The sequence below is a fragment of the Actinoplanes sp. TBRC 11911 genome, assembly GCF_012933445.1.
Lineage (GTDB): Bacteria > Actinomycetota > Actinomycetes > Mycobacteriales > Micromonosporaceae > Actinoplanes.
The window spans coordinates 41209-59164 of the sequence record NZ_JABBNC010000046.1 but is presented as its reverse complement, the minus strand read 5'-3'; the positions used below and the strand labels follow the sequence as shown (position 1 = coordinate 59164).

The 17956-nt window shown below is 68.6% G+C and carries 16 protein-coding genes; 9 read left to right on the top strand and 7 right to left on the bottom strand.

Annotation, left to right across the window (positions count from 1 at the left end; all coding sequences use genetic code 11):
- Positions 1-9 precede the first annotated feature (9 nt).
- Entirely contained in the window at positions 10-2826 is a 2817-nt protein-coding gene (topA, locus tag HH310_RS39135) for a type I DNA topoisomerase (protein WP_169180807.1), read from the top strand.
- 10 nt (positions 2827-2836) lie between these two features.
- Here the strand turns inward: topA and HH310_RS39130 are convergent, their stop codons facing one another.
- Entirely contained in the window at positions 2837-4138 is a 1302-nt protein-coding gene (locus tag HH310_RS39130) for a D-arabinono-1,4-lactone oxidase (protein ID WP_169180806.1), read from the bottom strand.
- A gap of 136 nt (positions 4139-4274) precedes the next feature.
- Here HH310_RS39130 and HH310_RS39125 point away from each other — a divergent pair, with 136 nt between their 5' ends.
- Positions 4275-4904: a TetR family transcriptional regulator gene (locus tag HH310_RS39125; protein WP_169180805.1), complete on the top strand. Its 630-nt coding sequence runs from the start codon at positions 4275-4277 to the stop codon at positions 4902-4904.
- Between the two features lies 1 nt (position 4905).
- Here HH310_RS39125 and HH310_RS39120 read toward each other — a convergent pair whose 3' ends face one another.
- On the bottom strand, positions 4906-6102 hold the full coding sequence (locus tag HH310_RS39120; protein WP_169180804.1) for an amino acid deaminase/aldolase: 1197 nt from the start codon (positions 6100-6102) through the stop codon (positions 4906-4908).
- A 193-nt stretch (positions 6103-6295) separates the two neighbouring features.
- Here HH310_RS39120 and tmk point away from each other — a divergent pair, with 193 nt between their 5' ends.
- Positions 6296-8542 (top strand): dTMP kinase, encoded by a 2247-nt coding sequence (gene tmk / locus HH310_RS39115; protein ID WP_169180827.1) that lies wholly within the window; start codon positions 6296-6298, stop codon positions 8540-8542.
- A gap of 20 nt (positions 8543-8562) precedes the next feature.
- On the opposite strand, the gene HH310_RS39110 is transcribed toward tmk, so the two are convergent.
- The 3 genes from HH310_RS39110 to HH310_RS39100 are packed head-to-tail and all read right to left on the bottom strand — an operon-like array spanning position 8563 to position 9809.
- Positions 8563-9177 (bottom strand): hypothetical protein, encoded by a 615-nt coding sequence (locus tag HH310_RS39110; RefSeq protein ID WP_169180803.1) that lies wholly within the window; start codon positions 9175-9177, stop codon positions 8563-8565.
- 6 nt (positions 9178-9183) lie between these two features.
- Positions 9184-9483, bottom strand: a complete 300-nt coding sequence (locus HH310_RS39105; RefSeq protein WP_169180802.1) for a type VII secretion target — start codon at positions 9481-9483, stop codon at positions 9184-9186.
- Positions 9480-9809 (bottom strand): YbaB/EbfC family nucleoid-associated protein, encoded by a 330-nt coding sequence (locus HH310_RS39100; protein WP_169180801.1) that lies wholly within the window; start codon positions 9807-9809, stop codon positions 9480-9482. Before HH310_RS39100 ends, HH310_RS39105 begins: the two co-directional genes overlap by 4 nt.
- A 153-nt stretch (positions 9810-9962) precedes the next feature.
- Here HH310_RS39100 and HH310_RS39095 point away from each other — a divergent pair, with 153 nt between their 5' ends.
- Positions 9963-11156 (top strand): DNA polymerase III subunit delta', encoded by a 1194-nt coding sequence (locus HH310_RS39095; protein ID WP_169180800.1) that lies wholly within the window; start codon positions 9963-9965, stop codon positions 11154-11156.
- An 857-nt stretch (positions 11157-12013) separates the two neighbouring features.
- On the opposite strand, the gene HH310_RS39090 is transcribed toward HH310_RS39095, so the two are convergent.
- On the bottom strand, positions 12014-13522 hold the full coding sequence (locus HH310_RS39090; protein WP_169180799.1) for a hypothetical protein: 1509 nt from the start codon (positions 13520-13522) through the stop codon (positions 12014-12016).
- 183 nt (positions 13523-13705) lie between these two features.
- On the opposite strand from HH310_RS39090, the gene HH310_RS39085 reads away from it, so the two are divergent.
- The gene (locus tag HH310_RS39085) at positions 13706-14536 is read left to right on the top strand and encodes a regulatory iron-sulfur-containing complex subunit RicT (protein ID WP_169180798.1); all 831 of its coding nucleotides are present in this window, start codon (positions 13706-13708) and stop codon (positions 14534-14536) included.
- A 32-nt stretch (positions 14537-14568) separates the two neighbouring features.
- Here HH310_RS39085 and HH310_RS39080 read toward each other — a convergent pair whose 3' ends face one another.
- Positions 14569-15021, bottom strand: coding sequence for a DUF2231 domain-containing protein (locus tag HH310_RS39080; protein WP_169180797.1), 453 nt, complete (start codon positions 15019-15021; stop codon positions 14569-14571).
- Between the two features lie 375 nt (positions 15022-15396).
- Here HH310_RS39080 and HH310_RS39075 point away from each other — a divergent pair, with 375 nt between their 5' ends.
- From HH310_RS39075 to HH310_RS39060, 4 genes are all read left to right on the top strand, one after another.
- The gene (locus HH310_RS39075) at positions 15397-15813 is read left to right on the top strand and encodes a DUF6232 family protein (protein ID WP_169180796.1); all 417 of its coding nucleotides are present in this window, start codon (positions 15397-15399) and stop codon (positions 15811-15813) included.
- Between the two features lie 254 nt (positions 15814-16067).
- Positions 16068-16394, top strand: a complete 327-nt coding sequence (locus HH310_RS39070; RefSeq protein ID WP_169180795.1) for a hypothetical protein — start codon at positions 16068-16070, stop codon at positions 16392-16394.
- Positions 16395-16565: 171 nt separating this feature from the next.
- A complete protein-coding gene (locus HH310_RS39065) occupies positions 16566-17480 on the top strand; it encodes a helix-turn-helix transcriptional regulator (RefSeq protein ID WP_169180794.1) in 915 nt (304 codons plus the stop codon).
- 57 nt (positions 17481-17537) lie between these two features.
- Positions 17538-17729, top strand: coding sequence for a DUF397 domain-containing protein (locus HH310_RS39060; protein WP_169180793.1), 192 nt, complete (start codon positions 17538-17540; stop codon positions 17727-17729).
- Positions 17730-17956: the final 227 nt, after the last annotated feature.

The window sequence follows — 17956 nt, the reverse complement described above, 5'->3', positions numbered from 1 at the left end:
GGGAGTGCCGTGCCGAGTGACACCAGGACGACCCGTCTGGTCATCGTCGAGTCTCCGTCGAAGGCCAAGACGATCGCCGGTTACCTAGGCCCCGACTACTTTGTCGAGGCCTCTATCGGCCATGTCCGTGACCTGCCGAAGAACGCCGACGAGGTGCCCGAGGAGTACAAGGGCGAATCGTGGGCCCGGCTGGGTGTCGACGTCGACAACGGCTTCCATCCGCTCTATGTGATCTCCGCCGACCGCAAACAGCAGATCGCCAAGCTGAAGAAGCTGGCCCGCGAGGTGGACGAGATCTTCCTCGCCACCGATGAGGACCGCGAGGGCGAGGCCATCGCGTGGCACCTGGTCGAGACGATCAAGCCCAAGGTGCCGGTCAAGCGGATGGTCTTCCACGAGATCACCCGGGCCGCCATCCAGGCCGCCGTCGCCAACCCGCGCGACATCGACAAGGCCCTGGTGGACGCCCAGGAGGCCCGGCGCATCCTGGACCGCCTGTACGGGTACGAGGTGAGCCCGGTCCTCTGGAAGAAGGTCATGCCGAAGCTGTCGGCGGGCCGGGTCCAGTCGGTGGCCACCCGGATCGTGGTCGAGCGTGAGCGCCAGCGCATGGCGTTCCGTTCCGCGGAGTATTGGGACATCAACGCCCTGCTCGCCGTCCAGGGCCAGGTCGAGGGCGCGCGCCGCTTCAACGCGACACTGATCGCGCTCAACGGCGACCGCATCGCCACCGGTAAGGACTTCGAACCGACCACCGGGCAGCTAAAGCCGGGCTCGGGCGCGGTCCAGCTCGACGGCGACGGCGCCCGCGGTCTGGCCGCCCGCCTCGACGGCCAGGAGTTCAAGGTCACCCGGGTCGAGGAGAAGCCGTACCGCCGCCGGCCGTACGCGCCGTTCATCACCTCGACGCTGCAGCAGGAAGCGGCCCGCAAGCTGCGCATGTCGTCGGCCCAGACGATGCGCACCGCCCAGCGGCTGTACGAGAACGGCTTCATCACCTACATGCGTACCGACTCGGTGAACCTGTCCGAGACGGCCATCGCGGCCGCCCGGCGGCAGATCGCCGAGCTGTACGGCCAGCGCAGCGTCCCGCCGGAGCCGCGCCGCTACACCGGCAAGGTCAAGAACGCGCAGGAGGCGCACGAGGCCATCCGGCCCGCGGGCGACAACTTCCGCGCTCCCGGCGAGGTGGCGAACGAGCTCTCCGGCGACGAGTTCCGGTTGTACGAGCTGATCTGGCGGCGTACGGTCGCGTCGCAGATGATCGATGCGGTCGGAAACTCGATCTCCGTACGCATCCGCGCCGTCTCCACCGCGCAGGAGGAGGCGGACTTCGGGGCCACCGGTAAGACGATCACCGAGCCGGGCTTCCTCCGGGCGTACGTGGAGTCCTCGGACGACGAGAACGCGGACGCCGAGGACGCCGAGCGCCGCCTGCCGAACCTGGTCCGCGACCAGGCGCTGAACGCGGAAGAGCTGGCCGCGGCCGGGCACAACACGATCCCGCCGGCGCGCTACACCGAGGCTTCGCTGGTCAAGGCCCTGGAAGAGCTGGGCATCGGCCGCCCCTCGACGTACGCGTCGATCATGCAGACCATCCAGGACCGCGGCTACGTGGAGAAGCGGGGTCAGGCGCTGATCCCGACGTTCATCGCATTCGCCGTGATCAACCTGCTGGAGCGGCACTACCCGCGCCTGGTCGACTACGACTTCACCGCCGCGATGGAGAACGACCTCGACGAGATCGCCGGGGCCGAGCTCGCCGCGCAGGACTTCCTCACCTCCTTCTACTTCGGCAGCCAGACCGCCGACGACGATGACGTCATCGCCAAGGCGGGTGGCCTGCGCAAGCTGGTCACCGAGAACCTGAGCGCCATCGACGCGCGGTCGATCAACTCGATCCCGCTCTTCGACGACGCCGAGGGCCGGCACGTCGTGGTGCGGGTCGGCCGCTACGGTCCGTACCTGCAGCGGCAGGTTCCGGACGCGACCGAGGAGGCCCCCGAGGACCGTGTGTCGATCCCGGAGGGGGTCGCCCCGGACGAGCTCACCGAGGAAAAGGTCGACGAGCTGTTCCTCGGCGGCGGGGGCGAGCGCACGCTCGGCGACGACCCGGCGAACGGCGCGTCCGTCGTGATCAAGTCGGGCCGGTTCGGCCCGTACGTGTCGAGCGGCGAGCGCAAGGCGTCGCTGTTCCGCAGCCAGTCGCCCGAGACGCTGACCCTCGACCAGGCGTTGCAGCTGCTCACCCTGCCGCGCATCGTCGGCAAGGACGCCGAGGGCGCCGAGATCGTGGCGCGCAACGGCCGGTTCGGCCCGTACGTGCAGCGCGGCACCGACTCGCGCTCGCTCGACCGGGAGGACCAGCTCTTCACGATCGGCCTGGACGAGGCCCTGGCCCTGCTGGCCGCGCCGAAGACGCGCCAGCGGGGGGCCGCGAAGCCGCCGCTGCGCGAGATGGGTCCGGACCCGGTCACCGAGAAGCCGATGGTGATCAAGGACGGCCGGTTCGGTCCGTACGTGACCGACGGGGAGTACAACGCCTCCCTGCGCAGCGGTCAGACCCCGGAGGAGCTGACCGTCGAGCAGGCGTCCGAGATGCTCGCCGAGAAGCGGGCCAAGGGACCGGCGCCGCGCAAGCGGGCGGCGAAGAAGGCGGCCCCGAAGTCGGCGGACGAGAAGCCGGCCAAGAAGACCGCGGCGAAGAAGACCGCGGCCAAGAAGACGGCCGCGAAGAAGACCACCGCGGCGAAGAAGGCACCGGCCAAGAAGGTGGCGGCCGCGAAGAAGGCCGCGCCGAAGAAGGCCACGGCCAGCGCCGAGTAGATATATAGGGTCAGGCGCCGAGCACCCGGTCCAGGTAATCGTTCGCGAAGACCCGGGCCGGGTCGAGACGGTCGCGGACGGCCACGAAGTCGTCGAACCTCTCGTAGACCGGGCGCAGGTCATCGGCGGTGCGGTAATGCAGCTTCCCCCAGTGCGGGCGCCCGCCGAGCGGCCGGCAGACGTTCTCCACGGCACGGAAGTACGCCTCGTACGGGCTCCCGACGAATTGATGCACCGCCACGTACGCCGATTCGCGTCCGTAGCCGTGCGATAGCCAGACATCGTCCGGGCCGGTGAAGCGCACCTCGACCGGGAACTGCACCTTGAACGGCAGCGACTCGACGATCGTGGGCAGGGCGTCGAGCACCTGGGGGAGGGCGCCTCGGGGGATCTCGTACTCCATCTCGGTGAAGTGGACTCGTCGCGGCGTACAGAAAACGTGGTCGGAGCGCTCGGTGTAGGTCCTGGCCGTCAGTGCCCTGGCCGCGACCGCGCTGATGGCCGGGACCAGGGGCGGGATGCGCCGGCCGAGGCGGCAGGCGGCGCCGAAGACCGAGTTCGCCAGGAACTCGTCGTCGAGCCAGCCCCGGAAGTCCGACAGCGGGTGATCGTTCGACTCGACCCGGTTGTTGATCTTCAGCTGGGCCCGGTCGGTGTAGGGGTACCAGTAGAACTCGACATGATCGTTCGCCGGGATCCATTCGTCGAGGCCGGCCAGCACATCGGCCAGCGGCATCGGCCGCTCGTCGGCGAGCAGCGTAAATGCCTCCACGCAGCGCAGGGTGACCTCGACCAGAATGCCGAGAGAGCCGAGCCCTAATCGGGCCGCCGGGAAGATTTCATCCTCTTTCTTGACGATAAGGACGTCGCCGGTGCCGGTGACCAGTTTGACCTCTTCTACGCAGGACGCGAGAGTCGAATGGCCGGCACCCGTCCCGTGCGTTCCGGTGGAGATCGCCCCGGCCACGGTCTGCTCGTCGATGTCGCCGAGGTTCGGCATCGCCAGCCCGTGCTGCGCCAACAGCCGGTTGAGCTTGGACAACGGCATCCCGGCCTGAACCGTCACCAGCGAGCCGTCGACCGTGACGAGATCACTCAGACGGTGCAGAAGCATCCGCTGATCATTAGCGACGGCGATATCGGTGAAGGAATGCCCGGTTCCGACCGCCTTAACTTTGCGTCCACATTCCGACGCTTCCTTGACGTGCGCGCAAACCTGGTCGATCGTGCCGGGAGTCAAGATATCGACGGCGAGAGACTGCTGATTTCCGCCCCAATTGATCCAACGATGGGCGGTCCTGGGGGTCGTCATTCTGGCTTTGTCCTCCGTACGAGCGGACAACCGCACCAAACCGGGTTTGCGTCGGATCCCCGCGTCCCGTCGATGCCTCTCGCTCGTTGATCCGAGTAACGTTCCGATTAACACTGCTGAGAGGGAGTGGCGACGCGTGTCGACACCAACCGTCACCACCGGACCCCTGCGCCGGGTCCCGGTGCAGGGCAGAAGCGTTGCCCGGGTCCAGCGCATGCTCGACGCCTGCGCGGAGCTCGTCGACGAGGTCGGCTATGAAGGGCTGACCACGACGCTGCTCGCCGAGCGTGCCGAGGTTGCCATCGGCTCGGTCTATCAGTTCTTCCCGGACAAGAGGGCCATCGTGCAGGCCCTCGCAATGCGCAACATGGACGCCTACCTCCAAGGGCTGTCCGCTCGGTTCGCGAGCGAGACGTTCGCCCATTGGTGGGACGGCGTCGACGCCGCCATCGACGTCTACATCCAGATGCACCGCAGCGTGGCGGGGTTCCGCACGCTGCACTTCGGTGACGTCGTCGACGTCCACCTGCTGGACGTCGAGCGCGACAACAACGCGGTCATCGCCGAGCGACTGGCCGAGCTCCTGGTCGACCAGTTCCAGCTCATGGACCGGGTCCGCCTGCGGTTCGCGCTGCAGATCTCGGTCGAGGCGGCGGACGCGCTGATCAAGCTGGCGTTCCGCCGCGCCCAGTACGGTGACGAGGCCGTGATCATCGAGGCCAAGGCGCTGATCAGGGAGTACCTGCACCGTCACGTCACGGCGTAGGTCATCCGAGAAACGCATGACCCTCTCCGCGATAGGTCGGGGCCGGCGTCGCTGTCTCCCCGTCGACGAGTTGCAGATCGTTGACGTGTTCGCAGAGCTCGCCGGCCTTCGCGTGCCGGAACCACACCCGGTCGCCCGGTCGTAGAGTTTCGGCCGCCTCGCCCACCAGCGGGGTCTGCACCTCGCCCGCACCCTCGTCCGGCTTGAACCGCAGGCCGGCCGGCAGGTACGGGCTGGGTTGCCGGGACGCTTCGGCCGGGCCGGAGGCGATCCAGCCGCCGCCCAGCACCGTCGCGATCCGCGGCGCCGGGCGGCGGACCACGCTGAGCGCGAAGAACGCGGCCGGCCTCGGCCGCCACGCGGTGTAGGCATCGAACAGCGTGGGCCCGTACAGCCCGGAACCGGCGGTGACCTCGGTGACCGCCGGGTCGTTCGCGGTCGCCGCGACGCTGCCGGTGCCGCCACCGTTGACGAACTCGAGGTCGCCGACGGCCTCCACCGCCTTCGCGCGCCGACGGACGATCTCCGGGTACGAGCGGGACTGCATCACCCGGATGGCCCGGGCGCGAAGGCCCTGTCGCGGCGGGTCGTCACCCACGCCGGCGATCTGCGCCTCGTACGACATGAGGCCGACCAGCCGGAAACCCGGGCGTGCCCGGACGCGGCGAGCCAGCGCGCCCGCCTGCGCCGCGGAGTGCACGGGCGACCGGCGCACGCCCACGTGCAGTGACCCGCCTGGCTTCCAGGACGAGTCGAGATCCATGCACAGCCGGACGGCCGGACGGTCGCCGGGCGGCGTCACCTGATCGACGATGTCCAGGTGAGCGGGGTGGTCGATCATGATCGAGATGGCGTCGGCCAGCTTCTGGTCGCCGGCCAGCTCGCGGATCGCGGTGCGATCAACAGTGGGGTACGCCACCAGCACGTCGTCGGTGACCCCCGCGCGGACCAGCCAGATCGCTTCCCGCAATGTGTACGACATGACACCGTGCCAGCCGGGCATCGCCAGCACCCGCTCGAGCAGCGCCCGGCAGCGCACCGACTTGCTGGCCACCCGCAGGGGCTTGCCGTTTGCCCTGGCCACGAGCTGCGACGCATTGTCGTCGAAGGCCCCCAGGTCGACGGCCGCGACCGGCGTCTCGAGGTGGCCGGTCGCCCGGTCCAGGCGTTCGCGCAGGGTGTCGCTCACGGGAGGCACGTTAACGCCTTTATGAACAATGCGAAATAGCTTCACCTATGCGCCACACGAACGTGCGAAACACGGCCGTTCGAGCCCGCCGGTTAGAGTGCACCCTGCGGGGATCACGGGAGGTACGGCCATCGACACCGAAACGCGGGAAACCGGACCTGTCGACCTTTCAGGTGCGGCGGCGTTGCGATCCGTGCTGCGCATCCGTCCGTTCCGGCGGCTCTGGCTCGTTCTGGGCGCCGCTTCGTTCGGCGACTGGATCGGCCTGCTGGCCACCGGCATCTTCGCGGCGGCGCAGTTCCAGAGCAGTGCCGGACAGGGCGCGGCCTTCGGCGGCACGATCGCCGTACGCCTGCTGCCCTCCCTGGTCCTGGGCCCGCTCGCCGGGGTGTTCGCCGACCGGTTCGACCGGCGCTACACCATGGTCATCACCGACCTCATCCGGTTCGTGTTCTACGGATCGATCCCGCTGGTCCCGCTCTTCGGCGGGGACGCCGCGATCACCGTCGCGTGGGCCGCGATCGCCACGTTCGTCGGCGAGGCCGTGACGCTGATCTGGATCCCGGCCAAGGAAGCCGCGGTCCCGAACCTCATCCCCAAGTCGAAACTCGAGATCTCCAACCAGCTCACCCTGATCACCACGTACGGGATCACGCCGATCCTCGCCGCGCTGCTGCTCTCCGCGCTGACCGCCGGCCTGCAGCAGTCCGGGGTCGCCTTACCCGACTGGGCACAGCCGGTGCAGATCGCGCTCTACCTGAACGCGCTGTCCCGGCTGGCCACCGCGTTGGTCGTCTTCTTCGGCATCAAGGAGATCGGCGGCAAGAGCGCGGAACGTCAGCGCGAGGCCCAGCAGAGCATGTTCCGCCAGTTCATGGACGGCTGGAAATACCTCGGCAGTACGCCCGTGGTCCGCGGCCTGGTGCTGGGCATCTTCGGGGCGTTCGCCGCCGGTGGCGTCGTGATCGGTGCGGCCAAGACGTTCGCCACCTCGCTCGGCGCCGGTGAGGCCGCGTTCTACCTGCTCTTCGGCGTCATCTTCATGGGCCTCGCGGTCGGCATCGGCCTCGGCCCGATGATTGTGCGCGACCTGTCCCGCCGCCGCTGGTTCGGCATGAGCATCGTGCTCGCCGGCGGCGCGGTGATGTTCCTCGGGGTGGCGTTCCACCTGTCGATGGCGCTGGTCGGTGCCCTGCTTGTCGGGGCGGGCGCGGGCATGGCCTTCCTGGCGGGCATCACCCTGCTGTACGCCGAGGTCGAGGACGCGGTCCGCGGCCGGACGTTCGCCGTGGTCCAGATCGGCGTCCGGATAGTCCTGCTGCTGGCCATCACCCTCTCCGGCTTCCTGGTCGGTCTGGGCAGCTCGCGGCGGGTCGACCTGGGCGCGTTCACCGTCGCCGTCTCGTCCACCCGGGTGTTGCTGCTGCTCGCGGGCGCCGCCGGGATCTTTGCCGGGATCAGCGCGTTCCGGCAGATGGACGACAAGCACGGCGTTCCGGTGCTGGCCGACCTCTGGGGTTCCATCCGCGGCCGTCCGCTGGCGCCGGCTGAGCAGTTCGTCCGTACCGGCCTGTTCGTGGTCTTCGAGGGCGGCGAGGGCGCCGGGAAGTCGACCCAGGTCACCCGGCTGGCCGCGGCCCTGCAGGCCGAGGGCCGCGACGTGGTGGTGACCCGGGAGCCCGGCGCGACCGACGTCGGCGCCCGCATCCGGGGCCTGGTGCTGGACAAGACCGAGGCGCCGTCGCCGCGGGCCGAGGCCCTGCTGTACGCGGCGGACCGAGCCCATCACGTGGCCACGGTGGTGCGACCGGCTCTCGCCCGGGGCGCCGTGGTGATCAGCGACCGGTACGTGGACTCGTCGCTCGCGTACCAGGGCGCGGGCCGCACGCTGCCGGTCGCCGAGGTGTCCTGGCTGTCCTCGTGGGCGACCGGCGGCCTGAAGCCCGACCTGGTGGTCCTGCTGGACGTGGACCCGGCCGTGGGCTTGGGCCGCGTCGACTCCCGGGGCGCCGGGGCCGACCGGCTGGAGAGCGAGTCGAAGGCGTTCCACGAGCGAGTGCGGTACGCCTTCCTCGACCTGGCCGCCGCCGACCCGCGGCGTTACCTCGTGCTGGACGCCGGCCGCCCACAGGAGGAGATCGGCGCGGCCGTGGTGGAGCGCCTGTCCGCGATCCTCGCCGCCGACGTGGTGACGCATCCGGCGCCGGCCTCGACCGAGGTCCCACCCGAGCCGGACACGTCGGCCCCGGATCTGGTGGTCGCCCAGCAGGACGCGGCGGCCGGCTCTGTTCCCACCGCGGGCGACACGCCCGGCGTCACCGCCGACTCTCGGCCGCCCAATGGGACAAATCGGGCCGAGTCGCCGCTGGAAGAGATGGCCGAGGTGCTCGGTCTCGACGACGACGCACCCGAGGGCCCGAATGGCCAGCAGCGCGCGGAGCGCCGCTAGCCGGCGCGGGGCGGCGTCCGCTAAAGCGGGATCGCGCTGGCCAGCGGCGCCGAGCCGCGCAAGAGGTCGTCCGCGTCCGCGTAGCTCGCGGCCACCGACCGGAGGATGCGCGTGCCCACCGCGGCGGCCGCCGACGCCTGATCTGCCGTCGCCGGCCAGGTTTCGCTGGTCACCAGCGTCACCGCCTCGGCGGAGATCATCACCTCGGCGAGAACGACGGCCAGGTCGGAACGGGCCGTGCTCATCCAGTCGGCCAGTGCGTCGGCCAGATCCGCGGTGGCCTCCCATCGCTCGTCCAAGCTGTCGTCGGTGCCGCTCAACCGAGCCGCCGTCCGCCGTCGAAGATCGTCATACGCCTCCGCGGCCTCGCCGGTCCACGTGTCCGGCGGTGGCAGCTCGGCGGCCGCGTCGGCGCACGTCCGAGCGTCGGCGCGCAGCGCGTCGGCGGCCCCGGACAACGGCGCGGGATCCAGCGCCGCCACCGCGCGGGCCGCGTCGCCGGGGAGTAACCGCACGCGCCGAAGCTCGGTCCACAGGGCGTGCCCGTCCGGCGCGCCGGACGCGTTCAGCACCTCGTCGACGCGGCGGACCAGCGGATCGGCCGCCGCCAGCACTTGATCAAGGAGATCCGTCACCGGCCGTCACCAGTTCTGCCCGCGCAGGCGACGAGCGGCTGCCTCGTCCGTTGTCGTATAACGCTGCTGGGCGTCGCGTACGGAAAAAGCAATTTCCGTCAGGCGCGCGGCGGCCGTCGCGGCTTCCCGGGATCGGGCCGTCAGCACCGCCGTCCAGTGTGCGTGCAGGTCACGGCCCAGGTGGCCGGGAGCGCCCGCGTCGTCGGCACCGAACGCGGCGGCCGGGACGGTCAGCCGGGGCAGGCGCGCCTGGATGGCGGTCAGCGACTCCGCGGCGCGATCGAGGCGGTCGGCAAGATGGTTCATATGTCCTCTTCCAGCGAAGGGAGCTTTCCGAAGACCTCGCCGTGGAGTTTCTCGCGCGCCCAGCGAGCCGCCTCGGCGGCGCTGGTGATGACCTCCTTCAACTCGCGCGCGAAATCGACCGGGTTGCGATGGTGCAGGGAGCCCCGTAGATGGACGTCGGTGATGTCGCCGGCGGCGGTCACCACTATCTCGATCGTGTCGTCCGCCGAGTGCACGGAGACGAGGTGCGTCGCGACGGCCCTCTCGTACTGATCGCGCTGCTGATCAAAGCGTTTGAACCGCTGGATGGCGTCGTCGATCCACGACTCGTCGATCTCACGGCCCATGCCACGCTCCTTACCGCGCGTCAGCGCGCCGTCGCGCTCAGGGATCAGACCGTACCCGGAAGCGTGACGCCCGCGCTACGTCAAGTTCTCCACTGTGGATAACCTCGGATCGCGCCTGCGGTTTTGTCGGACCCGCGCAATACCATTCGGTGCGTGACCGACGTCTTCGCGGATCTGGTGGGCCAGCACGAGCCCGTCGCCACGCTGCGCCAGGCCGCCGCGGCCGCCGCCCGGGTGGTCGCCGGCGAGCAGGTGGCGGTGGGTGCCATGACCCATGCCTGGATCTTCACGGGCCCGGCGGGTTCGGGGCGGTCGGTGGCGGCCAGGTCGTTCGCGGCCGCGCTGGAGTGCGAGCGCGGCGGCGTCGGTTGCGGTGAGTGCCACGGCTGCCACACCGTCATGGGCAAAACCCACGCCGACGTGCGCTTCGTCGTCCCCGAGGGCCTCTCGATCGGTGTCAACGAGATGCGGGCCCTGGTGCTGCGCGCGGCCAGCGCCCCGTCCGGCGGCCGGTGGCAGGTCGTGGTGATCGAGGATGCCGACCGTCTCACCGAGCAGGCGGGCAACGCGTTGCTCAAGGCGATCGAGGAGCCCCCGCCGCGCACCGTCTTCCTGCTGTGCACCCCGTCCACCCACCCGGATGACATCTCGGTGACGATCCGCTCCCGCTGCCGCGTGGTGACGCTGCGGCAGCCGCCCGCGGACGCGGTGGCCGAGGTGCTGGTGCGCCGGGACGGCGTCGCGCCGGACGTCGCGACCTGGGCCGCGGCCGCCGCCCAGGGCCACGTCGGCCGGGCGAAGCGACTGGCCGGCGACGCGGAGGCCCGCGGCCGCCGGGACGCGGTGCTGACCGTTCCCCGCCGGCTGACCGGGGTTGGCGCCTGCTACGACGCGGCCGCCGCGCTGATCAAGGCCGCCGAGGCGGAGGCGGCCGAGCTGGTCGTGGAGATGGATGCTTCCGAGCGGGCCGCGCTGGAGCAGGCGCTGGGCGCGGGCGGCACCGGGCGGGGCGCCGCCGGTGCTTTCCGAGGCGCCGCCGGCCAGCTGAAAGACCTGGAGAAACGCCAGAAGTCGAGGGCGACCCGAGCCAAGCGCGACGCGCTCGACCGGGCCCTGGTCGACCTGGCCGGTTTCTATCGCGACGTGCTGATCACCAGCCTGCGGGCGCCGGTCCCGGTCGTGCATACCGACGTGGCGGCGCAATCCGAGGCGGCGGCCGGCAAGTGGAGCCCGGAGAGCGCGTTGCGTCGCTTGGAGGCGGTGCTGGCCTGCCGGGACGCGATCGACCTGAACGTCAAGCCCGAGATCGCCGTCGAGGCGATGATGCTGAGGCTTTGGCGCGGCTGACCCGACGGTGGCTGGGGCCCGACGCTGGCTGGGGCCCGACGCTGGCTGGGGCCGGGCGGTGGCCCGGCTTTGCCGCGGGCGGTGGAACCGGACGCGGCGCCGCATTCGGACAACCGGAAAAGCCGAATGCGACGCCGTGCCCTCCTGCACCCCCCGCAGGTGTAGAACTCACTCAACGCTGGAAATCGATGGTTGTCTCGGGATTCGGACGGCTTAGGGCCACTTGGCGGACCAGGATCGGACATCCGTTGACGGGAGCTCCACCGAGAGGGGATCGATGTCTCTCCATCCGGGCGATCGGTTCCGGTTGCCCGACCCGTCGCCTAGACGAGTCAGTGGCCCTAGCCGAATCAGTGGCCCTAGCCGAATCAGTGGCCGTAGGCGATCAGCGATCTGATCGCCGTCCGTCCGCCAGCCCCCCGCCACCCCTCTCGCATATCCGACATTTCCCGAGATTTATCGGATCGGCTGGGTTGCCGGACGGGCCGGCTCGGGGCGCGGCCGCGCGGCGCTTCCATTCCGTGAGACGGGCGACCGCCTGCTGAGACCTGCGCCCGCATCATGGACCCACCGTCCGCGATGTGAGACTAGCGTCCATTGTAGAGAGTATATTTGTCACGTAACGGGGCTTTCGCCCGGTAGCTTTTTCCGGCCGAATGTGAACCTTGGAGAGTTAGGGCTCGTATGTGGGCGCAACTCTCCAAGGTTCACAAAAATCCACGATGTGACCGCGGTGTCCAGATAGCGGGACGGCCCGGCGGCGAACGGATCGCCGCAGCGCCTCAGCTCTGGCGCCACCGGAGCTACACCGTGACCAGGTCACTCACCGCCTACCACCGCGGTTAGGACTTACTCGTCTAAAGCCGTGACCGCCGACGGCGAATCGTCATCAACACGGCCCCGGCGCCGACGGCCAGCAGACCCACTCCGGCGTACGCGAGAACGTCCAGCCGGGGTCCGGTGATCGGCAGCCCACCGGCCGTGCCACCGGCGGCGGAAACACCTTCGAGGTCTGCCGCGGGAGCCACCGCCGCCGCCTCCATCAAGCCGAAGCCCATGGTCATCGCCAGCGTCGTCGCCGAGCCGTAGCCCTTCTTGTCCCGGTCCGAGGCAGACGACGCGTCCGAGCCGCCGCCCTGGGTGATCGCCACCTGGATGGCGGTCGCCTTGGCCGCGATCGCCCGGCCCTTCCTCGCCTGCCGCACCTCGCCCAGCGAGATCCGGACCCGCGTCCCCTCGCCGCCCGCGGGCGCCGACTCCAGGTGCGGGCTGGAGATCTTCGGGAGGCCCGGGATGATCGGCAACGGCAGCGGTGCGCCCTTGCGCAGAGTGTCCAAGCCCGGGAACGGCGCCGCCTCGAGCGAACGCAGCGTCACGTCGGCATGGTCACCGGCCGTCGACAGCCGCTTGGTGGTGATGCCCTCACCGGAGACCTCGATCGCCGCGGGGGTGTAAGAGATCTCGCCGCCCGCGGTCGACATGCATGCGACCAGCGTGGGCTGACGCAGCACGCGCACGCGGATCGCGCCGCCGGCCAGGTCGATACGGTTCGCGGTCACCGCCGACGACGCCACCGTCCGGGTCTCGCCCCCGCTGCGTTCGAGCGCGGTGGTGGACCGGCTGACCAGCTTTTCGGGGACGCGCACCAGATCGCCCAGGCTCACCTTCTTCAGCTCCGTGTCGGCACGGGACGTTTCACCCGCCGCCTTCCCGCAGGCCATCGCGCCGTCCCAGCGTGCGTGGGCGGCGATCGTCCCCTTCCCGACGGTCAGCGGACCGACATCGCCGGCCGCCGTGTTCCGGGTCGTCGCCTTGTCGTGCGTCGGCGGCGCCTGCTGAATGACCGGCTCGGACAGGTCGCCCTTGGCGTCCGCGATCCGGGCGTATCCGGCCGCGTTGATGCGGGTGGTGGCGACCATTGCCGTACGGGATTCGCCGACTCCGACGTCGGACACGCTCGCCGCCTCGGGCACGCCCATCGCACCGCCCCCGGATCCGCCCCGGTCCAGTTCCGACACCGTCACGTGGGACAGGTCCGCGAGGTTCAGCAGGTTCGTCCCGAACATGCCGATGCCCTCGCTGAGGCTGTCGCTGTCGTCCGGGTTGTCCGTCGTCGGGTCGATGTCCGAGAACACCGAGTCGGCCGGCTCGTCCTTTTCCTGGTCGCCCGGCTTGGCGACGGGCCGTTCCGCCGCCTTGCGTACCTCGAGTTCGTCGATCCGGAGCAGCGCCGCGCCGGACTGGGCCGCGTAGTTCTCGGCTCGTTCGCAGGGCGCGGGTGCCGCGAGCGCGGGCATCGGCGCGGTGAGTGCGCTCGCGAAACCGAGCGCGGCGACACTGGCGGCCAGCGACCTGGCGGACGTCATGGCAGGTTTCCTCCCGAGTCTGCCGTTTCGATCCAGCGGCGTCTGCCGCCACCGGCGAACGGCGTCTACGGGTCTGCCCAACGAAGGTCGATCTGGGCGGTTGCGCGCGATCTATGTGACAACCCCGCCGGGTAGGTCAAAACCGGCATTTGGTACGGGAGATCGCACGAGTAGGGTGGGCCCATGGGCATGCTGTGCGCGGTCAGCTTCAACCGGTATGGCCGTCTCTACTACCTGGATCCGGGCGAGTTCTCGCCCAAGGTCGGCGACCGGGTGCTCGTGCCCACGGACGACGGACCCGAGGTGGCGGAGTGCGTCTGGGCGGCGCAGTGGGTCAGCGAGGACACCGCTGGTTACCCGCGTGTCGCCGGCCTCGCCGATGACAACGATCTGCGCCGTGATGAGCTGCTGCGCAAACGCAAGGCCGAGGCGAAGACCGCCGCGAAGAAACTGATCAAGGCGCACGAGCTGCCGATGAAGGTCGTGGCCGTGGATCACGTCCTGGATCAGGCCGGCACCGGCGGCGCGCGTACGACGATCTACTTCACCGCCCCGCATCGCGTCGACTTCCGCTCCCTGGTCCGCGACCTCGGCGCCACCCTGCACTGCCGCGTCGAGCTGCGCCAGCTCTCCGCCCGCGACTCGGCCCGCGTACAGGGCGGCATCGGTTCCTGCGGCCGCGATCTGTGTTGCGCCACGTTCCTCACCGACTTCGAGCCGGTGACCATCCGGATGGCGAAAGACCAGGACCTGCCGCTCAATCCACTGCGGATCTCCGGCGCGTGCGGGCGGCTGATGTGCTGCCTCAAGTACGAACATCCTTTGTACGCCAAATTTGCCGAGTCCGCTCCGGCCGTCGGAACCAGGGTGACGACGCCCGAGGGGGATGGCCGGGTGGTGGCGCACAGCGTGCCGAAGGACGAGGTGGTGGTCCGGATGGACGCCGACGGGTCACGTTGTTCGTGCAGCCGCGCCTCGGTTTGCGGGCCGAGGCAGGCATACGAAAGCCGCTGACCAGCAGGGCGCTACGAGACTTTTAGGGGATCTCAGCCGCGCTGGCCGAGCGCGGCGCGGGCGAACGCCGGCATGCGGCCGTGGGCGAGGCGGCTGGCGAACCATGCGCCGAAGCCGCTGACGCCCAGTGCGATCAGTTCGACGAAGTAGACGCCGGCGCCGGCCGCGCGGTCCGTGTTGCCCATGCGCAGCATGAGGATGACCGCGAAAAGGATGAGCGAGCCCATGCTGAGCAGCACGCGGAGCATGCCGACGCGTTTGAACTCGGGGCGGGCGAAGGCGACGTCGAGCGCCCCGGCCATCGTCGCGAGAATGCCGGCGACCAGGCCCGCCACCACGTTCCAGCAGGCGAGCGTGCCGAGGATGCCCGGACCGCCGAGGAGGTTGGCGGTGTCGAAGATGGCTGCCATCGCGAACAGGCCCAGGGGGAACATCACCAGGATGGGTTGCACGGCCTGGCCCGCGATCTTGAGTCGGCTCTCCATGCGGGTTATCGCCCTTCCACCTGCGTGCTCACAGGTTCGACTGTCGCATCTGACCGGTCGCTACCCGATCAGATAGTCGGTGAAACGCCACAAGAGCGGTCGGAAGTGACGGATGTGCTACGCAACCTGCAACGTGGCAAGTTGAACGGTGGCGGATTGCCTGGTGGCGTGTTCTACTGATGAGTACCAGCAAAAGGGCGGAAGTTAACGACGGCACCCGGCGGCAACCGGGTGCCGTTGTCGCCCCGGAACAGAGTCCGGGCGGTCTCGCTGAGGAGGCCGGCCCTTCTAGGACATGCGCGAGGCGGGGAATTCTCTCTGCGCCCATCGTGGCCCCTCCTGTCCCGTCCTCGCAAGAGCGGAAGGGAGTTCGAGGTGCGAATCCACTACAGTGGTCCCGACGTCGTCGTGACCAGCGAACTCTTCGTTCGGTGCGTGCCGTGGGAGACATTCACCATTCGCGATCTGCGTAATGTCGGTGTCACCCGGGACGATGCGGACAGGTCGAATGCCGCCACATTCGCCGGCGCCGGCGCGGTTCTGGCCGCCGGCGCCCTCATCTATTCGGTCGCGGGCCTGTGGCTGACCCTCGCGATGGTCGGACTGGCTGCCCTGCCGGTCGCCCTCTTCGGCGTACTGCGGCGTCGTCCACAACGTCTGGTGCTGCGTGCCGAATATCGGGGCGTCGCCGTGGAGCTCTTCTCGTCCGCCGATGCGCAAGTGTTCAACCAGGTCAAACGTGCTTTGCTGCGGGCCATGGAGAACGGCCTGCCGGCGCCGTGGGCGGCTTAGCTTTGTCGCAATCTGCCAGATGGCAGATTGCACAGTAGCGATGAGACTGGTGTCGGTGCTCTACTGAATGCAGACAGTCACGACAGGGCGGAGTGACACGCAAGGGGGGAGTAAGCGAGCGGCACCCGGCGGCAACCGGGTGCCGTTGTCGCCTCCGGACTGTCCCGCTCCGCCCAGGCATGCGAGGTGGAATTCTCTCTAGCCGCTCCGCGGCCCCTCCTCGCGCGTGACTGCCGTGAGGGGGGATGTAAAAAGTGCGCCTCTACTATCGCGGTCCCGACGCTCTCATCACGGCCGGCCAGTTCGTCTGGCTCGGCGAGACACCGCGGGTGTACGCCATCGCCGATCTGCGCGGTGCGCGGCTCACCCGGCATTCTCCGAAGAACATCCTGCTGCCGGCGGCCTTCGCCGCCGTCCTCATCCGGGGACGCGCCGAGCGCCGATTCGAGCTGCGGGCCGACGAACTGATCATTTACTCCACCATGGACGAAAGGACCTTCAACCAGGTGGCACGAGCTCTTCAACGGGTCATGGAGAGCTACTCGGTAGTACGCTTCCACACCGGTTCGATCGCGGCATGATGATCACCGCTCGGAGTTGCTCAGTGACAAGTCACTTTTAGGGAAAACCTCGCGGCGATTTCATCGTTGAGTGAGGACAGTGGGTAGCATGGTGCCACCTTGCTAGCTGCCACCGCGCATGCTGCAAGGTGGCACGAGGTTTCTTCAACGACGAAGGATCGACTGAGGACTGTGACCGAAGACGTCTCTCCGACCGTCGCGCGCAGACATCTTCGTCTCGCGTTGCGTGAGGCTCGGGAGGCAGCAAATCTGACTCAGCTCGAAGTGGCTGAGGAGATGGAGTGGTCCCTCAGTAAGATCATTCGTATTGAGAACGGTGATGTTCGGATTTCTCCGAACGACCTCCGCCCATTGTTGACCTTGTTGAATGTCAAGGACAAGACGACGGTCGCGGATTTGCTCGCCTTCGCGAAAATCGCTCGGACTCGGCAGCGGACTGCCTGGTATCAGACGCCCGAATTCCGGTCGCATATCACCGACGCCTCGATGCGCCTCATCGAATATGAGATCGAGGCGCAGGAAATTCGCTATTACCAGATGCATTTCATGCCGGGCCCCCTGCAGACGGCCGCCTATACGGCGGCCAACTTCGCGAAATTCGAAGACGACGAGATCTCCGCCGCCACGCGTCACCATCGGGCCGAGGCCCGGGACCGCCGGCGGCAGACGGTTCTCTCCCGGCTGGGCGACCTGCGTATGTACGCGCTGTTCGATCAGTCCGTCTTCCACCGCACGCTGGGTGGCCTGGAGGTCTTCGTCGAGCAGCTGAGTTTCCTGCTCGACCTGGCGGTGGCGGGCAAGGTCAACGTGAGGATGATTCCGTTCGACTCCCCGCACGCACCGTTGACGAACAATGCGACCTTCGAGCTGTACACCTTGCGTGCGGGAGACCCGACATCCGACGTCCTCTACCGGGAAACCGGCTTGGTGGACGAGATCGTCGAGGATCGGGAAATCGCCCGGAAACACCACGAGCGCTTCGATAAAATCTGGCGCGCGTCCGCAACTGAGGAAGACACGATCGACTTCATGCGGAACAGGATCAAAGAACTCGAAGCGCACATCCGCGACCGAGAAAGCACCTAACATATATTTGACCCCCCGCAGTCAGCAGGACTGCGGGTTCTTTGTGTGGAGCGTAAGATGGAAAGCAACTCGGTCGAGTGGCACAAGAGCACTCGGTGCAGCAACAACACCTGCGTCGAGGTGGCCAGAGTGAACGACGAATATCTCGTTCGTGATTCGAAAAACCCGAACATCGCCCCGCTGAGCTTCACCGCTGATGAGTGGAACGCTTTCGTTGACGGCGTCACCGCCGGCGAGTTCCGTTTTTAAGCTGATCATGAGGGTCACCCTGCACCTCGATCTGGGCGCGCGCTCCCGCTCACTTCCGGGTGCAGGGTGACACGAGTCGATCGTTCACCGCACATGTGACAGAAGGGACTTAGCAGGCAAATTACTTGGACTTTTCGTCGATTCGAGGGTGAATGACGCATGGAACATGTCTTCACTCACGCTGACATGCGCCGAGGGTCGTGACGGTCGCTTACCGTGGATGACGG